Consider the following 16,514-nt stretch of genomic DNA (forward strand, 5'->3'; position numbering starts at 1 on the left):
CCGGTCCCTCGGGACGGGTGCCGAGTGGGGCCACCGGCGGCCCCACTCGGAGGGACACCCTCACCATGAAGATGACCGTCGTCGGATGCGGATACCTCGGAGCCACCCATGCCGCCTGCATGGCCGAACTGGGCCACGAGGTCCTGGGGATGGACTCCGACATCGACAAGGTCCGTACCCTCAACGCCGGCAGGGCGCCGTTCTACGAGCGCGGCCTGGACGACCTTCTCATCCGGCACACCGCGTCCGGCCGGCTGAGGTTCACCGCCTCCTACCGGGAAGCCGCCGACTTCGCCGACCTGCACTTCGTCGGGGTCGGCACGCCGCGGCGGCCCGACGGCAGCGGCTACGACCTGAGCCATCTCTTCGACGCCCTCACCGGACTGGCCCCCGGCCTGACCCACCCCGCCGTGATCGCGGTCAAGTCGACCGTCCCCGTCGGTACCGCGCCCCGGGTCGCCGGGATCCTGCACGAGCACGCGCCCGCCGCAGAGGCCATCGAGGTCGTCTGGAATCCCGAGTTCCTGCGCGAATCCCGCGCGGTCGAGGACACCCTGCGGCCCGACCGGCTCGTCCTCGGCTTCGGCGCCCCCCACTCCTTTGCCGAGACGATGATGCGGGAGGCGTTCGCGGGAATCATCGACACCGGGGTGCCGACGCTCGTCACCGACTGGGCCACGGCGGAACTCGCCAAGGGCGCGGCGAACTCCTTCCTCGCCACCAAGATCTCCTTCGTCAACGCGATGGCGGAGATCTGCGAGAAGTCCGGCGCCGATGCCGCCGGACTCGCCGACATCCTTGGCCATGACATCCGTATCGGCCACCAAGGCATGCGGCCCGGCCTCGGGTTCGGCGGCGGATGCCTGCCCAAGGACCTGCGGGGCTTCATCGACCGAGCCGGTGAACTCGGCGCCGTAGAGGCCGTCGGGATCCTGCGCGAGGCCGACGCGGTCAACGCCCGCCGTCGTCAGCGGGTCATCGATCTGGCCCGCGAGGAACTCGGTGGCGACCCGCGCGGCAAACGGATCGCCGTCTGGGGTGCCGCCTTCAAGCCCGGGACCGACGACATCCGTGACTCGCCCGCCCTCGCCGTCGCACAGACCCTGTACGACCTCGGCGCCGCCGTCACCGTGTCCGACCCGAGGGCTCTCGACAACGCCCGCAAGCTCCACCCCCGACTCGACTACGCCGAGGACCCCGTCACCGCCGCCCGGGGCTGCGACCTCCTCCTGCACCTGACCGAGTGGCCCCAGTACGCCGACATCGACCCTGAGCGACTGGCCGACTGTGCCTTCGCCCCCAAGGCCGTCGACGCCCGCGGCACCCTCGACCTCGCTCGATGGCAGGACGCAGGCTGGCACATCCGAACCCTCGGCCGCGTCTGACCGGCACGGGCACGATGAACTCTGCGGCCACGGGGGTCGGTTGGAACAGTTGAGAGGGGGCCGACTGCCCGCGTCCGCCTTCGCGGAGGTGCGCCACCAGACCCGCCGCGCGCCGAGCGCCCCGCAGCACGTGGCCGCGGGGCGCCCGGTGCCTGGGGTCAGTCGACCATCTGGCCGTTGTACATGCCGCCCCTGCAGGTACCGGTCCCGGCCACGGTCGGGTTCGACCAGTCGACCGTGCCGCCGCCCTGCTGGCACTCACCCGGGGTGAGGCTGGCGGCCGTGGCGGTGGCGGCACCGGTGAGGCCGAGTCCGGCGAGGGCTGCCGTGGCGATGACGGCGGCGAGGATTCGTCGAATGCGCATGTGGTTCGCCTTTCACGGATTGCCTCGGTTAGGCCATTAATCAGCTTGAGACTCACCCATGTGGGTGGCGCGCCACGTTAGGCCGTTCGGGTGACAGTGACGGTGCCGGTGGCAGGGGCGGTGCCGTCCCCGGCGGGTGGCCTGTGGGCGCCCGGGCCGGGTGCCCACAGGTCCAGGTGCCTTACGGAGTCGTGCAGTTGAGCGAGCCCGAGGGCAGGTTGTTGCCCGCGGACGAGGTCGCGGTGAAGCCGAATGTCGTACTGCCGTCCGCCGGGATCGTGCGGTTGTAGTCGGCGTTGGCGACCGACACCCCGCCGCCCGAGGCGGTGGACAGGACGCCGCTCCACACGCTGCCGATCGTCGTGCCGCTGCCCGGGGTCCAGCCGACGTGCCAGCCGTTGATCGGGGCGGTGCCGTGGTTCATCACGGTGACCGTGGCCTGGAAGCCGCCGCTCCAGGAGCTGTCCACGTTGTACGTGGCCATGCAGGAGCCGGTGCCGCCGGTGGGCGGCGGGGTGGTGCCGCCACCGCCGTCCGGGGGCGGGGTCGTACCGCCGCTGCCCCGGATGCCGGTCACCTCGCCGTTGCCGCCGTCGAAGACGATGTCGGAGCAGGAGAAGAAGTTCTCGTTGCTGTCCGAGCGCACCCACTGGATGAACATCAGCGCGTTGCCCGAACGGCCCGAGGGCAGCGCCTGGTTCCAGTAGTAGTGACCGCCGTCCGTGCCGGGCGAGCCGGAGGCGGGCGGGTTGGTGACCGTGGAGGCCAGCTGGAGGTCCGACCAGGCGAGCGGGGTCGTCGGGGACCAGCCCTGCTTGGTGAAGTAGACCCGGAAGTCACCGGGGTGCTGGGCCCAGTTGCTGTACTGGAGCTGGATGGTGGAGCCCGAGGTCAGATGCGTCTTCGGCCAGTCGTCGCGGGCCAGGTTGTAGCCGCTGAAGTCGTACGGCGACTTGTTGCCCGCGCTGCAGATCGTGCCGTCCGGGACGTAACCCTGGCCCTTGCCACCGGCGTTGGAGTCCAGCACGGCGAACCAGTTGTAGAGCGAGGACGACCCGCTCTGCGCGATGGCCGCCGCGCAGGCCGGGTTGGTCGGGTCGACCGCGCCGCTGCTGGTGATGGCGTCCTTGTAGCAGAGGTAGGTGCGCGAGCCGGGGAACATGGCGACGCCGTGCGCCGACGCGGTCCCCGAGCCGAGGAGGATCAGTCCTAAGGCGGAGACCGTGGCGGCCAACGCGGCCAGCAGGGCCGCCGTTCTGCTGCGTCTGATCATGAGGGGAGAGACCTTTCGCAGATCGACTTGGGCAGAGGTGAAGGAGTGGGAGCGCTCCCACAGTCGGAGGATAGGGACGCGTAAACCATATGTAAACGGCCTGGACAAAATGGCCCGGACAAAGTGCGGCCCGGTCGGGGCGGCGGAGCCGTCCGACCGGGCCGGGGGAGGTGATCGAAGGGCCGGGGCTATGCCGCCGTGCCGCCCGCGTAGTCGCTGCTGAACGTCGTCTCGATGGTCTGCGCCACCTGCTGGGCCACGCCCGTGCCGGTCATGATGATGCCCAACTCCCGGTTGTTGCTCAGGGAGTTGCTGCTGATGTTCATGGAACCGGCCTCCACCGCCTGGGTGGACAGACCGTAGTCGGCGACCATGGCCTTGGCGTGGATGTAGAAGCCGTTCGGGTCGGAGTAGCCGACGACCGTGCCGCCCGCCGCCTTGACCGCGGAGACCTCGCCGGCGTAGCTCGCGGGGTCTTCCAGTACGACGCGGACCTTCACGCCCGCCTTGGCGCGCGCCACGATCGCGTTGACGACCGTGCTGTCGCTGAACTCCAGCTCCTGCACGTCGAGCGTCTTGGTCGCGGCGTTGATGAAGGACACCAGGCGGCTGCGCGAGTCGGTGGGGGACCACAGCAGGTGGTCGCCGTCGGTGGGGGTGATCGCGGTGCCGGCGTAGTCGGCGTCGAAGACCTTCTCGATGGCGGCGACATCGCGGGTGTCGTCGGTGAAGACGCCGTAGTCCCGGCTGGTCGCGTAGTACTGCGAGGTCAGGTTGCCGGTCAGGACGAGCGACTTGGTGCCGTCCACGGTGATCGTCTTCTGGTGCGTGTAGACGTAGGACGAGGAGGACCAGACGACGCCCACGCCCGCGGCGGTCAGCGTCGTGTACGCCGCGTTGTCCTCGCTCTTGTGCTGCCGGTCCAGGACGACCCGGACGGTGACGCCCTTCTTCTCCAGCGCGACCAGGTCGTTGACGGCCGTGGTGTCCTCCAGCTCGTACATGGTCATGTCGAGCTTGCTGGTGGCCGAGTTGATGAAGTCGTAGATCGTCGGCTGGCTGGTACCGGCCTGGGAGAAGGCGAACGCCGAGTACGTCGCCGCGTTCGCGGGGACGGCGGCGACGGCGACGGCGGTACCGGCGGCGAGGGCGACAGCGGCGCGGGTGAGGGCCTTCCGCAGCATTGCGTGACTCCTTTTGGGAGGCAGGGGGCGTGGTGTCGGGTGCATGACACCACGCGCGTAGAACGCTGGGGAGGCGCGCGGATCCAGAGATGGCCAGGGGGGCGCAAAAACTCGGTATCGGGGTTCCGGTTTGCCCCTCAATGCCAGGCCGCGGGGCCGACAGGGCGTCGGTAAGGAAGGGGAGCGGGCGGGCGTAGCGTAGACGGCATGACGAAGTACGGATCTTTCCCCGGTACACGTCCCCGGCGGCTGCGGACCTCGCCCGTCATGCGACGGATGGTCGCCGAGACGCGCCTGCACCCCGCCGATCTGATCCTCCCCGCGTTCATCCGCGAGGGTGTGAGCGAGCCCGTGCCGATCGCCGCGATGCCCGGCGTCGTCCAGCACACCCGCGACAGCCTGAAGAAGGCTGCGGCGGAGGCCGTCGAGGCCGGGGTCTCCGGGATCATGCTGTTCGGCGTGCCGGAGGACGGCAACAAGGACGCCCAGGGGACGGCCGGTACGGACCCCGAGGGAATCCTCCAGGTCGCGTTGCGCGACGTACGCGCCGAGGTCGGCGACGACCTCCTCGTCATGTCCGACCTGTGCCTGGACGAGTTCACCGACCACGGGCACTGCGGGGTGCTGGACGCCGAGGGCCGGGTCGACAACGACGCCACCCTGGAGCGGTACGCCGAGATGGCCCAGGTGCAGGCCGACGCCGGAGCCCATGTCGTCGGCCCCAGCGGGATGATGGACGGCCAGATCGGCGTCATCCGTGACGCGCTCGACCAGATCGGCCGCGAGGACGTGGCGATCCTCGCCTACACCGCGAAGTACTCGTCCGCGTTCTACGGCCCGTTCCGCGAGGCCGTCGCCTCCTCGCTGCGGGGCGACCGCAAGACGTACCAGCAGGATCCCGCCAACTGGCGTGAGTCGCTGCGGGAGTTGGAGCTGGACCTCGCCGAGGGCGCGGACATGGTGATGGTCAAGCCGGCCGGGCCCTACCTCGACGTCCTCGCGCGCGTCGCGGACGCGGTGGACGTGCCGGTCGCCGCGTACCAGATCTCCGGCGAGTACTCGATGATCGAGGCCGCGGCCGAGAAGGGCTGGATCGAGCGGGACCGGGCGATCTTCGAGACCCTGACCGGGATCAAGCGGGCCGGGGCGCGGAACATCCTGACGTACTGGGCGACCGAGGTGGCGCAGAAGCTGCGCTGAACCGGGCAGGTGCGGGGCGGGCCGAGTGATACACGTAATAGTTGAGGAATCAATTAACTCGGTCCGCTGTTCACGGCGGTATGAAACGCATCGGATTCCTCTCCTTCGGCCACTGGGCCGACAGCCCGCACTCGAAGACCCGCAGCGCCTCCGACACGCTGCTCCAGTCCATCGACCTCGCGGTGGCCGCCGAGGAGCTGGGCGCCGACGGGGCCTACTTCCGGGTGCATCACTTCGCCCGCCAGCTGGGCTCGCCCTTCCCGCTGCTCTCCGCGATCGGCGCGAAGACCTCGCGCATCGAGATCGGCACCGGCGTGATCGACATGCGCTACGAGAACCCCATGTACATGGCCGAGGACGCCGGTGCCGCCGACCTGATCTCCGGCGGCCGGCTCCAGCTCGGCGTCAGCCGCGGGTCACCTGAGCAGGTCATCGACGGCTGGCGGTACTTCGGATACGCGCCCGGCGAGGGTGAGACCGACGCCGACATGGCCCGCAAGCACACCGAGGTGCTGCTGATGGTGCTCCAGGGCAAGGGCTTCGCCGAGCCGAACCCGCGCCCGATGTTCGCCAACCCGCCGGGACCGCTGCGCATCGAGCCGTACTCCGAGGGGCTGCGCGAGCGCCTCTGGTGGGGTGCGGGCTCCAACGCCACCGCCGCCTGGGCCGCCGGGCTCGGCATGAACCTGATGAGCTCGACCGTCAAGGACGACGAGGGCGGCGCGCCCTTCCACGTCCAGCAGGCGGCGCAGATCCGGGCCTTCCGCAAGGCCTGGGCCGAGGCGGGCTGGGAGCGCGAGCCGCGCGTCTCCGTCTCGCGCAGCGTCTTCGCGCTCACCGACGACCGGGACCGCGCCTACTTCGGCCGCGACGGCGACAGCAGCGACAGCATCGGCTACCTCGACGCCGACACCCGGGCGATCTTCGGCCGTACGTACGCCGCCGAGCCCGACGCCCTGATCGAGCAGCTCGCCGGGGACGAGGCGATCGCCGAGGCCGACACGCTGCTGCTGACCGTGCCCAACCAGCTCGGCGTGGACTACAACAGTCACGTCCTGGAGAACATCCTCACCCATGTCGCGCCGGCGCTCGGCTGGCGCTGACCCTGACCGGCGGGAGTCGCCGTGGGCAAGATCCTGATCATCGGCGGGACCGGCTACACCGGCGCCAACGTCGCCGCCGAGGCCGTCGCCCGGGGCCATCAGGTGGCGTCGTACGCACGGTCGGCGCCGAAGTCCCCGGTCGACGGGGTGTCGTACACCCGGGGCGCGGCCGAGGACGCGGTACGGCTGGTCCCCGGCCGGGACGCGGTGGTCGCGGCCCTGTCGCCGCGCGGCGACCTGGTGGGCCGGCTGCTCGGCCTGTACCAGGACATCGCCGCCGCGGCGGACACCGACGGCGCCCGGCTGATCGTGATCGGCGGCTTCTCCTCGCTGCGCCCCGCGCCGGGCGAGCCCCGGTTCGCCGAGGGGGACGTCCCCGAGCAGTTCCGGTCCGAGGCGCGCGAGATGGACGCGATCCGGGAATGGCTCAGCACCGCCGCGCCCGGCTCGCTCGACTGGACCCTGATCTCGCCCGCGGGCGGCTACGGCGCCTGGGCCGCGGGTGAGCGGACCGGGTCGTACCGCGTCGGCGGGGAGGTCGCCCTGCTCGACGAGCAGGGCGGGTCGGAGATCTCCGGCGCCGACTTCGCGCTGGCGGTCGTGGACGAGATCGAGCGCGACGCGCATCCCCGGGCGCACATCTCCATCGCCTACTAGGCCCCCGCCCCGCAGGGGCTTTCGGGTCACCAGCCCGCGATGTCGGACGCGTTCTGCTGCCAGTAGGTGACCTTCAGCGAGCTGTCGTAGTACACGCCCTTCGCGGGCAGGGTGACGTTCGCCGTGGCGCCGCCGTCGCTGTTCGGGGTCATGCCCTGGAAGTACACGGTCAGCTTGTGGCCGGTCTGGCCGCCGTCGCCGCTGCCGTCGGCGGCGGACAGCAGCACGCCCGCGTAGCCGGACTCGCCGGGCGCGAGGGTGGTGACCGCCTGGGGCTTGGTCGACTCGTCGGCGCCGGGCGCCCACTGCATCCCGTCGAAGCGGAGCACCGGGTAGTACGTCAGGTCGCAGTACTTCGAGCCGGTGTTCTTGACGGTGAGCAGCATGTGGTTGAGCGGGCGGGACAGCACCTGCGCGGTGACCTTGGTGTTGGAGCCGTTGCACAGGACGCGGTTCTCCGGGTCCCAGGCGTTGCCCGAGCCCTTGGAACCGGCGGAGCCGCCGGAGGCGTGGGTTCCTTGGGTACCGCTGCCGCCGGTGGCGCGGTGGGTGCCGGCCGAGGTCTGCGTGCCGTGGGCGGAGCCGGTCGACCCCTGCCGCGCATCCGCGTCGGCGGAGGGCTGGTTGGCGGCGGGCGTGCCGCTCGCGCTCGCCGCCGGGGTGTGCCGGGCGGCGCCCTCGTCCTTGGTGCCCGTGCCGTTGTCGCACGCGGTGAGGGCGAGCGCGGCGAGGGCGGCTCCGGCCGCGGCGAGCAGGGGGGTACGGGTGCGGAGGGTACGGCGGTTGCGCATGGCGCTTCTCGCTTCCGGGTCGGGGAGTGCTTGGATGTCCACAGCCTGCGGGCCGTGTTGTCCCGCCCGCCAGCCCCGGCGGCCGATCCGGGACGCTGGAACGGCCACATAGGTGTTGACCTGCAAGAACGTCCCTTCCCTGGAACGGGGGAATGGGACAGGGGAGGGGACGGATCGTGTCGGAAAGCACCGGGGGGACCGGGTTCGCCGAGCGGCTGCGGGAGTTGAAGGACCGCTCAGGGCACAGCTACGGCATGCTCGCCAAGCGGCTCCACATGAGCACGTCGACGCTGCACCGCTACTGCAACGGGGAGGCCGTACCGACGGACTACGCCCCGGTGGAGCGGATGGCGCGGCTCTGCGGGGCGTCGCCGGAGGAACTCGTGGCGCTGCACCGGAGTTGGGTGCTGGCGGACGCGGGGCGGGGGAAGAGGGCGGCCGAGGGGCTCGCGACGGGGGCGGCCGAGGGGCTCGCGACGGAGGCGGCCGAGGGACTCGCGCAGGGGGAGGAAGCCCCCGCCCCAGCCTCTGCCTCCGCGCCGGAACCGGCTCCGGCATCGGCGTCAGCACCGGACCCGGAGCCGGACCCGGACCTGGAGTCGGCCCCGGAGCCGAACCCGGAGCCCGCGCCGAAGCCGACCCCGACCCCGACCCCGGACCCGGCACCAACCCCGGTTCCGGAAGCCGCCGTTCCCGCCCCGCGCCCCCGCCCCGGCGCCCGCTTCCGCTCCCGCCGCCCCGTCCTCATCGCCGCCGTCACCGGAGCCGCCGTACTCGGTGCCGTGGCCCTCGCGTTCGGGCTGCCCGGCGGCGGGCGCCCCGACCAGGGCGCGGCACCCACCGGAGCCACCGCCGCCGCCCAGGACCGCGCGCCCGCGACCGGTACCGGTACCGCGTCCCGGGGCAGCGGCTCGCCCTCCCCCTCGGGCTCCGCCCGGCACCCCTCGCCCTCCGCCGAGCACGGCAGGACCGAGGGGCCGGGCGCCGCCACGAGCGGACCGCCGGGCGGGGCGACGGCCGACGACAAGGAGTCCACGGCCGTTCCCCTCGCGATCACCACCCACCCGTACTCCTGGGAGAGCCCCTGCTTTCAGCACTATCTGATCGACCGCCCGCCCACGGCCGTGTCCCCGCCGCCCGTCGAGAACGACGCGCCCGCCTGGGTGGCCGTGCACCAGGCCGTCTCGGCGGGCGAGCAGTTCGTCACGCTCACCGTGCAGGGCAGCGGCAGGCAGACCGTGGTGCTGGAGGGGATGTCGGTGCGGATGGCGGGCAAGCGCGCGCCGCTCGCCTGGAACGACTACGCCATGGGCTACCCCGGCGTGGGCTGCGGCGGCGGGGTGCCCACCCACTCCTTCACCGTCGCCCTGGACGCCGTCCGGCCGGCCGTCCAGCCGGTGGCCGGACAGCACGGCTTCCCCCTCAGCGTGAGCGAGTCGGACCCCGAGGTCTTCTACGTCACGGCGAACGCCTCGGCCTACGACGTGAGTTGGTACCTGGAGCTGTCCTGGTCCAGCGGCGGCCGGCACGGCACTCTGGAGATCGGCGACCACGGCCGGCCCTTCCGCACCAGCGGCAGCAACGGGCGCCCCGCCTACGCCTTCCCGCTGGGCGGCGAGAAGTGGGCGCCCGCGCAGTAGCCTCCGACGGCCGTCGTCACCGGCGGGTCAGTCCCACCAGAAGAACCAGGTGGTCTCGCCGACCAGCTCCTTCGCATAGGCGCGGAGGGTGTCCGCGCCTTGCGTGATGTTGTCCGGGCAGAAGGCGAAGTGCTCCGCCGCCACCGCCTCGGCCTCGGCCAGGTCGGTCGGCGGGGCGGCCACGGACAGCAGCAGGGCGTCGAAGCCGAGCGCGACGACCCGTATGCCGAAGCGGTCCTCCCAGGAGCGCAGGACCGCGCACAGCCGCGCCACGTCCCCCTCGTGGTTCAACGGGCCGCTCCAGCCGATGGCGGCCGGGATGTCGGCGGAGCGGCGGGCGGGGACGAGGGCGAGGTGCGGGGCCGGGAAGACGGACTGGCCCTGGTCGGCGGTCAGTTCGTCGGCGGCCCGCGCGGCGCGGGTGCCGGGGTCGGCGGTGAGCTTCCTGGGCGGGGCGAGGCCGGGCCAGTCCGGCCCGAACGGCTCCACGAGGTCCCCGAGTTCGTCCTCGGGGCCGGACTCCTCGTCGCCCTCCCAGTACTCGGCCAGGACCTCCTCCGGATCGTGGTCCCCCGGGTAGGAGACGTCGTCCGGCATCAAGTCCCATTCCTCCGGGCCGCCTTGCGGGCCGCCGGTCTCCACCAGCACCGGCAGCAGCCCGGCGCGCGCGGCCGGGGCGCCGAGGGCGGTCCAGGTGCCGGGGCCGGCCGGTTTGTCCGCGAGCCAGAGCAGCGGCTCGTGGTGCGGGCCGTTCTCGGTCGTGTCGAGCAGCCTGCCGGGCGGCAGTTGGAGCCCCAGGCTGCGGCCGCTGGGATCGGTGGCCAGCCGGGGCAGCGGGTTGGGAAGAGTCGCCATGGGGGTGACTGTAGGGGGAGGGTCTGACAATGGCCCCCCGCGGGTCCTAGACCAGGGTCGTGATGCAGAACGGGTGCCCGGCCGGGTCGAGGAGCACCGTCCAGCGCTGCCCGCCCGGCTGGAACCCCGGCTTGCCGGCGCCCAGTTCGAGGGCCCGCCGCTCGGCGTCCGCCAGGTCGTCCACGCCCAGCTCGACATGGGCCTGCTTGCCCTGGGCCGGGTCCGGCCAGGTGGGCGGGCGGTGGTCGGCGACGCGGGTGAAGCCGAGGCCGGGGGCGCCCTCGGTGCCGAGCAGGACGAAGTCGTCGGTGGCGAAGAGGGTGCGGTAGCCCAGCAACCCGGCGTAGAAGCGGGCGAGTTCGGCGGGGTCGGCGCAGTCGAAGGTGACGGCGGCGTAGCGGAACGCGGGAACGGTCTCCGTGGTCATGAGGGGGACGGTACGACGTGATCAGGACAGGTACGGTCCTGGTTGTGCCGCTGACGTGTGAGACCCTCCCCGTGACGCTCCCGTGCTAGCAGCGTCCGCCCGGCTGCTGGGCCTGCTGAGCCTCCTGTCCTCCCGCCCCTCGTGGACCTGCGCCGAACTGGCCCGGTCGCTGAAGGTCACCGACCGCACGGTCCGCCGGGACATCGCCCGGCTGCGCGAACTCGGCTACTCCGTCGACTCCGAGGCGGGCCCCTGGGGCGGCTACCGGCTGCGCACCGCGATCGCCGCGCACCAGCGGCGCCGGTACGGGCTGTCGTACGACCCCGACACCGAGGTGCTGGTGACGGCGGGCGCCACCGAGGCCATCGCGGCCGCGCTGCTCGCGCTGCTGGAGCCGGGCGACGAGGTGGTGGCCCTGGAGCCGTACTACGACTCCTACGCGGCGAGCATCGCGCTGGCGGGCGGCCGCCGGGTGCCGGTGACCCTGCGCCCGCACGAAGGCAGCTTCCGGCTCGACCTGGACGAGCTGCGCGCCGCCGTCACCGACCGGACCCGGCTGCTGCTGATCAACACCCCGCACAACCCCACCGGCCGGCCCGCCGACCTCGGCGACCCCCCGGATGCGGCCCACCTGGTCTCCCGGAACATCGCGAACGGCCCCTACCCGCTGTCCGCCACCGTCCGCCTCCCCGTCCCCCTCGACCAGGCGCTCCGCCTCGTCCCCGCGACCATCGGCACCCACCGCCCGGACGGCCCCGACGCGACGCTGGTCGACATCGGGGGCGCCGACGCGGACGGCCTGGCGCGCTGTCTGCTGGGGCTCGGGACACCGCTGCGGGTCCTGGCGCCCGACGAGGTGCGGGCGGCCCTGGTACGGCGGGCGCGAGAGGTGGCGCGGCAGAACGCCGGCGGCTCCGATGCGGAGTCCGCCGGCGAACCGGTCACCCGGGCCCGTCCGGGGCCCTGAGCGGGGTCAGAGCTTGTCGGGGGTCCTGATGCCCAGCAGGGACATGCCCTGGTGCAGGGTGCGGGCCGTGAGGCCGACCAGGAAGAGGCGGTTCTCGACCTGGGCGGGGGACTCGGCCTTCAGGACCGGGCACTGGTCGTAGAAGGTCGTCAGGTGCGAGGCCAGTTGGTACAGGTAGGCGGCCAGCTTGTGCGGCTCGTAGGAGGCGGCCACCTCCAGGACCGTCTCGGCGAACTGGTCCAGATGCAGGCCAAGGGCGCGCTCCGCCGGGGCCAGTGCCAGCTCCGGGTGGGCGGCGGGGCGGGCCTCGCCGGCCTTGCGGAGGATGGACTGGATACGGGCGTAGGCGTACTGCAGGTAGACGGAGGTGTCGCCGTTCAGCGAGACCATCTGGTCCAGGTCGAACTTGTAGTCCCGCACCGCCGAGGTGGACAGGTCGGCGTACTTGACCGCGCCGATGCCGACGTACCGGCCGTTCTCCTCGATCTCCTGCTCGGTCAGGCCCACCTTCTCGGCCTTGTCCCGGACCACGGCCGTCGCCCGGTCGACCGCCTCGTCCAGCAGGTCCTGGAGCTTGACCGTCTCGCCCGCACGCGTCTTGAACGGCTTGCCGTCCTTGCCCAGCACGGTGCCGAAGGCCAGCTGGACGGCCGTCACGTCGTCGTTCAGCCAGCCGGCGCGGCGGGCCGTCTCGAAGACCATGCGGAAGTGCAGGGCCTGGCGGGCGTCCACCACGTACAGCAGCGTGCTCGCCTTCAGGTTGAAGACGCGGTCGCGGATGGCGGACAGGTCGGTGGCCGCGTAGCCGTAGCCGCCGTCGGACTTCTGGACGATCAGCGGGACCGGGTTGCCCTCCGGGCCCAAGATGTCGTCGAAGAAGACGCAGAGCGCGCCCTCGGAGCGGACCGCGACACCGGACTCCTCCAGGAGGCGGCAGGTCTCGGCCAGCATGTCGTTGTACCCGGACTCGCCGACGATGTCGGGGTCGCGGACCTCCATGTCCAGCTTCTCGAAGACGGAGAAGAAGTAGATCTTCGACTCGTCCACGAACTTCTGCCAGACGGCGAGCGTGTGCGGGTCGCCGGCCTGGAGGTCGACCACCCGGCGGCGGGCGCGGGTCTTGAACTCCTCGTCGGAGTCGAAGAGCTTGCGGGCGGTCTTGTAGAGGCGGTCCAGGTTGGACATCGCCTCCTCGCCGGAGGCCGCGGTGTCCTCGGTGGAGGTCTTGTGGTCCAGCTCGTGGGGGTGCTCGTCCAGGTACTGGATGAGCATGCCGAACTGGGTGCCCCAGTCGCCGATGTGGTGGCGGCGCACCACCGTCTCACCGGTGAACTCCAGCAGCTGGACGACCGAGTCGCCGATCACCGCGGAGCGCAGATGGCCGACGTGCATCTCCTTGGCCACGTTCGGCTGGGCGTAGTCGATCACCGTGGTGCCCGGGTGCGCGGCGTACGGCACTCCGAGGCGGCCGGTCTCGTCGGCGTAGCGCGCGGCGAGGTTCTCGGTGATCGCCCGGTCGGAGACGGTGATGTTGAGGAAGCCGGGGCCGGAGACCTCGATGTCCTGGATCACCGCGCCGGTGGTCACCTGGGAGACGACCTGCGTGGCCAGCTCCCGCGGGTTCGCCTTCGCCTTCTTGGCGAGGGCGAGGATCCCGTTGGCCTGGTAGTCGGCCCGGTCGCTTCGTCGCAGCAGCGGGTCCGCGCCGGCGGCCTCCGGCAGGGTGGCCGAGAGGGCGGACGCGAGGTGCTGCTGGACGGAGTCGCTGAGGGACGTGACCGAGGCCATAGGTGAGGTGCCGTTCTCCTCGTGGGGATGGATCGTCACGCCCAGTATTCCACGGGGGGTGAAGCGGATTTTCCCGTCACCGGGTGAACGCGGGGGCCGGGAAGGGCGTCCAACGCGTTGAAAAGGCGTTTTCGTGGATGTGGTCCCGCCTGGGACAATGGAGCGGTCAGCCGTGCGACCGCTACGGCTGCCCGATGGAGAAAGAAGGACGTGCCGATCGTGGCTCAGAGCACCGAGACCACCGACTGGGTCTCCCGTTTCGCGGATGAGGTCATCGAGGAGTCGGAGCGCCGGGCCCCGGGCAAACCGGTCGTCGTCGCGTCCGGTCTCTCCCCGTCGGGCCCCATCCACCTGGGCAACCTGCGCGAGGTCATGACCCCGCACCTGGTCGCCGACGAGATCCGCCGCCGCGGGCGCCAGGTCAGGCACCTGATCTCCTGGGACGACTACGACCGCTACCGCAAGGTCCCCGCGGGCATCGCGGGCGTGGACGAGTCCTGGGCCGAGCACATCGGCAAGCCGCTGACCTCGGTACCGGCCCCGAAGGGCTCGTCGTACCCGAACTGGGCGGAGCACTTCAAGGCCGCGATGGTCGAGTCGCTGGCCGAGATGGGCGTCGAGTTCGACGGCATCAGCCAGACCGCGCAGTACACCTCGGGCGTCTACCGCGAGCAGATCCTGCACGCCATGAAGCACCGCGGCGACATCGACGCGATCCTCGCCCAGTACCGCACCAAGCCCAAGGTCAAGAAGCAGCAGCAGAAGGCCGTGGACGAGGCCGAGCTGGAGGCCGAGGAGGGCTCCGGCGCGGCCGCCGAGGACGACGGCTCCGCGGGCGGCGCCGGGTACTTCCCGTACAAGCCGTACTGCGGCGGCTGCGGCAAGGACCTGACGACGGTCACCTCGTACGACGACGACACCACCGAGCTGTCGTACGTCTGCGAGGAGTGCGGCTTCACCGAGACCGTGCGGCTGAGCGAGTTCAACCGCGGCAAGCTGGTCTGGAAGGTCGACTGGCCGATGCGCTGGGCCTACGAGGGCGTGATCTTCGAGCCGAGCGGTGTCGACCACTCGTCCCCGGGGTCGTCCTTCCAGGTCGGCGGGCAGATCGTCGGCATCTTCGGCGCCGAGCAGCCGATCGGCCCGATGTACGCGTTCGTCGGCATCTCCGGCATGGCCAAGATGTCGTCCTCGCGCGGTGGCGTGCCCACCCCGGGCGACGCGCTGAAGATCATGGAGCCGCAGCTGCTGCGCTGGCTGTACGCCCGCCGCCGCCCCAACCAGTCCTTCAAGATCGCCTTCGACCAGGAGATCCAGCGGCTCTACGACGAGTGGGACAAGCTCGCCGCCAAGGTGGCCGACGGCTCCGCGCTGCCGGGTGACGTGGCCGCGTACACCCGCGCGGTCGGCACCGCCGCCGCCGAGCTGCCGAGGACGCCGCGCCCGCTGCCGTACCGCACGCTGGCGTCCGTCGCCGACATCACGGCCGGGCACGAGGACCAGGCCCTGCGGATCCTCTCCGAGCTGGACCCGGACAGCCCGCTGTCCTCGCTCGCGGAGGCCCGGCCGCGCTACGACAAGGCCGAGGCCTGGATCAACACGCACGTGCCCGCCGACCAGCGGACCATCGTGCGCGAGGGGCCGGACGCCGAGCTGCTGAAGTCGCTGGACGAGGCGTCCCAGGGCTCGCTGCGGCTGCTGCTGGACGGTCTCGCCGAGCACTGGTCGCTGGACGGCCTGACGCATCTCGTCTACGGCGTGCCGAAGGTGCAGGCCGGGTTCTCGGCGGACGCCACGCCCAAGGAGCTGCCGCCGGAGATCAAGACCGCCCAGCGGACGTTCTTCGCGCTGCTCTACCAGCTGCTGGTGGGCCGCGACACCGGCCCCCGGCTGCCCACGCTGCTGCTCGCGGTGGGCCAGGAGCGGGTGCGGGCGCTGCTCGGGCAGTGACACGTAGGCACAACAGGACAGGGGCCCTCCAGCCGGAGGGCCCCTGTTTTTGTGCCGCTCCCCGTCAGGCGAGCAGGTCCACCGGTACCGGTTCGTCGGTCCGGTCGTCGATCAGGGTGACCCGGACCGCCGGCCGGTCGGTGGTGTCCTTCGTCGCGCGCGGGTCCAGCGCGAAGAGCACGGTGACCGGCCGTGCCGAGCCGTCGGGGTCGTGCACCCCCGCGAACTGGAGGAAGCGCCAGCCGTCGGCCTCCCAGTGGTCGATCAGCCCGGAGCGGACCACGGGCGCGGCGGCGACCCAGGCCAGCGAGCGCTCCAGCAGCTCGACGGAGGCGGCCACCGGCACCTCCGCGCCCTGGCCGGTGCCGAGCGGATGGCCGAGGATCCGCAGCCTGGCCCTGCGCAGCGGGACCAGCCACAGGTGGTCCAGGTCGCCGGAGAACGCGGCCAGGACGGCCGCGGTGACGACCAGGAGGGCGAGCGAGGCCACCGGGTGCCGGGCGGTCTGGGTCCACCAGGCGGTCCGGGCCCCGGCGGCCGCGGCGCCGCCCACCACGACCAGGCCCGCGCGGACGAACGCCCGCCAGGTGATCGGGCCGTCGTCGCGGGCGGTGCAGCCGCAGGACGACTCCGGGGCGGTGGCGCGGGCGTACCCGAGGTAGCCGAGGAAGCCGAGGCCGAGGACGGCGGCGGCGATCCCGGGCACGACGGCGGTCGGCGCGGCCAACAGGCCCCCGGCCACGACGAGTTCCACCGCTCCGGTGGCCCGCAGGACCCGGGTGGCGCGGCGGCCGTCGTCAAGGACGCGGGCCAGGACGGTGCCGGCCGCCTGCCCGGCGACCCGCCTGCCGAACGCCTTGCCCGCGCCGGTGGCGGTGAGCAGGACGCCGAGCAGCAGGGGCGCGAGGTTCATGGTGAGCGATGCCATC

15 protein-coding genes are annotated in these 16,514 nt (G+C 72.1%); 7 read left to right on the forward strand and 8 right to left on the reverse strand.

The window, feature by feature from the left end:
- Window positions 1-65: 65 nt before the first annotated feature.
- Window positions 66-1,385 carry a UDP-glucose dehydrogenase family protein gene (locus tag ACLF5H_RS13000; protein ID WP_421676218.1) on the forward strand — a complete coding sequence of 440 codons (1,320 nt, stop codon included), beginning with the start codon at window positions 66-68 and terminating at the stop codon, window positions 1,383-1,385.
- A gap of 158 nt (window positions 1,386-1,543) precedes the next feature.
- Here the strand turns inward: ACLF5H_RS13000 and ACLF5H_RS13005 are convergent, their stop codons facing one another.
- The 3 genes from ACLF5H_RS13005 to ACLF5H_RS13015 all read right to left on the reverse strand — a co-directional run bounded on the left by ACLF5H_RS13005 (window position 1,544) and on the right by ACLF5H_RS13015 (window position 4,207).
- Window positions 1,544-1,750, reverse strand: a complete 207-nt coding sequence (locus ACLF5H_RS13005; protein WP_421676219.1) for a hypothetical protein — start codon at window positions 1,748-1,750, stop codon at window positions 1,544-1,546.
- 181 nt (window positions 1,751-1,931) lie between these two features.
- A complete protein-coding gene (locus ACLF5H_RS13010) occupies window positions 1,932-3,023 on the reverse strand; it encodes a lytic polysaccharide monooxygenase auxiliary activity family 9 protein (protein WP_421676220.1) in 1,092 nt (363 codons plus the stop codon).
- A gap of 188 nt (window positions 3,024-3,211) precedes the next feature.
- On the reverse strand, window positions 3,212-4,207 hold the full coding sequence (locus ACLF5H_RS13015; RefSeq protein WP_421676221.1) for a phospholipase D-like domain-containing protein: 996 nt from the start codon (window positions 4,205-4,207) through the stop codon (window positions 3,212-3,214).
- A 207-nt stretch (window positions 4,208-4,414) separates the two neighbouring features.
- Between ACLF5H_RS13015 and hemB the strand changes: the two genes are divergently transcribed.
- The 3 genes from hemB (at window position 4,415) to ACLF5H_RS13030 (ending at window position 7,167) form a co-directional block, all read left to right on the forward strand.
- Window positions 4,415-5,407 (forward strand): porphobilinogen synthase, encoded by a 993-nt coding sequence (hemB, locus tag ACLF5H_RS13020; protein ID WP_421676222.1) that lies wholly within the window; start codon window positions 4,415-4,417, stop codon window positions 5,405-5,407.
- An 80-nt stretch (window positions 5,408-5,487) separates the two neighbouring features.
- Entirely contained in the window at window positions 5,488-6,510 is a 1,023-nt protein-coding gene (locus ACLF5H_RS13025) for an LLM class flavin-dependent oxidoreductase (protein ID WP_421676223.1), read from the forward strand.
- Window positions 6,511-6,531: 21 nt separating this feature from the next.
- Window positions 6,532-7,167 (forward strand): NAD(P)-dependent oxidoreductase, encoded by a 636-nt coding sequence (locus ACLF5H_RS13030; RefSeq protein ID WP_421676224.1) that lies wholly within the window; start codon window positions 6,532-6,534, stop codon window positions 7,165-7,167.
- A gap of 26 nt (window positions 7,168-7,193) precedes the next feature.
- On the opposite strand, the gene ACLF5H_RS13035 is transcribed toward ACLF5H_RS13030, so the two are convergent.
- On the reverse strand, window positions 7,194-7,958 hold the full coding sequence (locus tag ACLF5H_RS13035) for a DUF4232 domain-containing protein (protein WP_421676225.1): 765 nt from the start codon (window positions 7,956-7,958) through the stop codon (window positions 7,194-7,196).
- 176 nt (window positions 7,959-8,134) lie between these two features.
- Between ACLF5H_RS13035 and ACLF5H_RS13040 the strand changes: the two genes are divergently transcribed.
- A complete protein-coding gene (locus ACLF5H_RS13040) occupies window positions 8,135-9,598 on the forward strand; it encodes a helix-turn-helix domain-containing protein (protein WP_421676226.1) in 1,464 nt (487 codons plus the stop codon).
- A 27-nt stretch (window positions 9,599-9,625) separates the two neighbouring features.
- Here the strand turns inward: ACLF5H_RS13040 and ACLF5H_RS13045 are convergent, their stop codons facing one another.
- Together ACLF5H_RS13045 and ACLF5H_RS13050 are read right to left on the reverse strand one after the other, a co-directional pair.
- Window positions 9,626-10,453, reverse strand: coding sequence for a DUF4253 domain-containing protein (locus tag ACLF5H_RS13045; protein WP_421676227.1), 828 nt, complete (start codon window positions 10,451-10,453; stop codon window positions 9,626-9,628).
- 46 nt (window positions 10,454-10,499) lie between these two features.
- Window positions 10,500-10,880: a VOC family protein gene (locus ACLF5H_RS13050; RefSeq protein ID WP_421676228.1), complete on the reverse strand. Its 381-nt coding sequence runs from the start codon at window positions 10,878-10,880 to the stop codon at window positions 10,500-10,502.
- 82 nt (window positions 10,881-10,962) lie between these two features.
- Between ACLF5H_RS13050 and ACLF5H_RS13055 the strand changes: the two genes are divergently transcribed.
- On the forward strand, window positions 10,963-11,847 hold the full coding sequence (locus tag ACLF5H_RS13055) for an aminotransferase class I/II-fold pyridoxal phosphate-dependent enzyme (protein ID WP_421676229.1): 885 nt from the start codon (window positions 10,963-10,965) through the stop codon (window positions 11,845-11,847).
- 6 nt (window positions 11,848-11,853) lie between these two features.
- Here the strand turns inward: ACLF5H_RS13055 and argS are convergent, their stop codons facing one another.
- On the reverse strand, window positions 11,854-13,635 hold the full coding sequence (argS, locus tag ACLF5H_RS13060) for an arginine--tRNA ligase (RefSeq protein ID WP_421676230.1): 1,782 nt from the start codon (window positions 13,633-13,635) through the stop codon (window positions 11,854-11,856).
- A gap of 210 nt (window positions 13,636-13,845) precedes the next feature.
- On the opposite strand from argS, the gene lysS reads away from it, so the two are divergent.
- Window positions 13,846-15,585, forward strand: a complete 1,740-nt coding sequence (gene lysS / locus ACLF5H_RS13065) for a lysine--tRNA ligase (protein WP_421676231.1) — start codon at window positions 13,846-13,848, stop codon at window positions 15,583-15,585.
- Between the two features lie 64 nt (window positions 15,586-15,649).
- On the opposite strand, the gene ACLF5H_RS13070 is transcribed toward lysS, so the two are convergent.
- Window positions 15,650-16,513: a MauE/DoxX family redox-associated membrane protein gene (locus tag ACLF5H_RS13070; protein WP_421676232.1), complete on the reverse strand. Its 864-nt coding sequence runs from the start codon at window positions 16,511-16,513 to the stop codon at window positions 15,650-15,652.
- Window position 16,514: the final 1 nt, after the last annotated feature.

It is taken from the genome of Streptomyces sp. LaBMicrA B280, from assembly GCF_049222185.1.
In the GTDB taxonomy this organism is placed as follows: domain Bacteria; phylum Actinomycetota; class Actinomycetes; order Streptomycetales; family Streptomycetaceae; genus Streptomyces; species Streptomyces murinus.

Bases quoted from the DNA above. Each gene is read 5' to 3' on its own strand.
- hemB (WP_421676222.1), top strand. From the start codon at position 4,415: ATGACGAAGTACGGATCTTTCCCCGGTACACGTCCCCGGCGGCTGCGG.
- ACLF5H_RS13005 (WP_421676219.1), bottom strand. From the start codon at position 1,750: ATGCGCATTCGACGAATCCTCGCCGCCGTCATCGCCACGGCAGCCCTC.
- ACLF5H_RS13000 (WP_421676218.1), top strand. From the start codon at position 66: ATGAAGATGACCGTCGTCGGATGCGGATACCTCGGAGCCACCCATGCC.
- ACLF5H_RS13035 (WP_421676225.1), bottom strand. From the start codon at position 7,958: ATGCGCAACCGCCGTACCCTCCGCACCCGTACCCCCCTGCTCGCCGCG.
- ACLF5H_RS13010 (WP_421676220.1), bottom strand. From the start codon at position 3,023: ATGATCAGACGCAGCAGAACGGCGGCCCTGCTGGCCGCGTTGGCCGCC.
- ACLF5H_RS13045 (WP_421676227.1), bottom strand. From the start codon at position 10,453: ATGGCGACTCTTCCCAACCCGCTGCCCCGGCTGGCCACCGATCCCAGC.
- ACLF5H_RS13015 (WP_421676221.1), bottom strand. From the start codon at position 4,207: ATGCTGCGGAAGGCCCTCACCCGCGCCGCTGTCGCCCTCGCCGCCGGT.
- ACLF5H_RS13025 (WP_421676223.1), top strand. From the start codon at position 5,488: ATGAAACGCATCGGATTCCTCTCCTTCGGCCACTGGGCCGACAGCCCG.
- argS (WP_421676230.1), bottom strand. From the start codon at position 13,635: ATGGCCTCGGTCACGTCCCTCAGCGACTCCGTCCAGCAGCACCTCGCG.
- ACLF5H_RS13050 (WP_421676228.1), bottom strand. From the start codon at position 10,880: ATGACCACGGAGACCGTTCCCGCGTTCCGCTACGCCGCCGTCACCTTC.
- ACLF5H_RS13070 (WP_421676232.1), bottom strand. From the start codon at position 16,513: ATGGCATCGCTCACCATGAACCTCGCGCCCCTGCTGCTCGGCGTCCTG.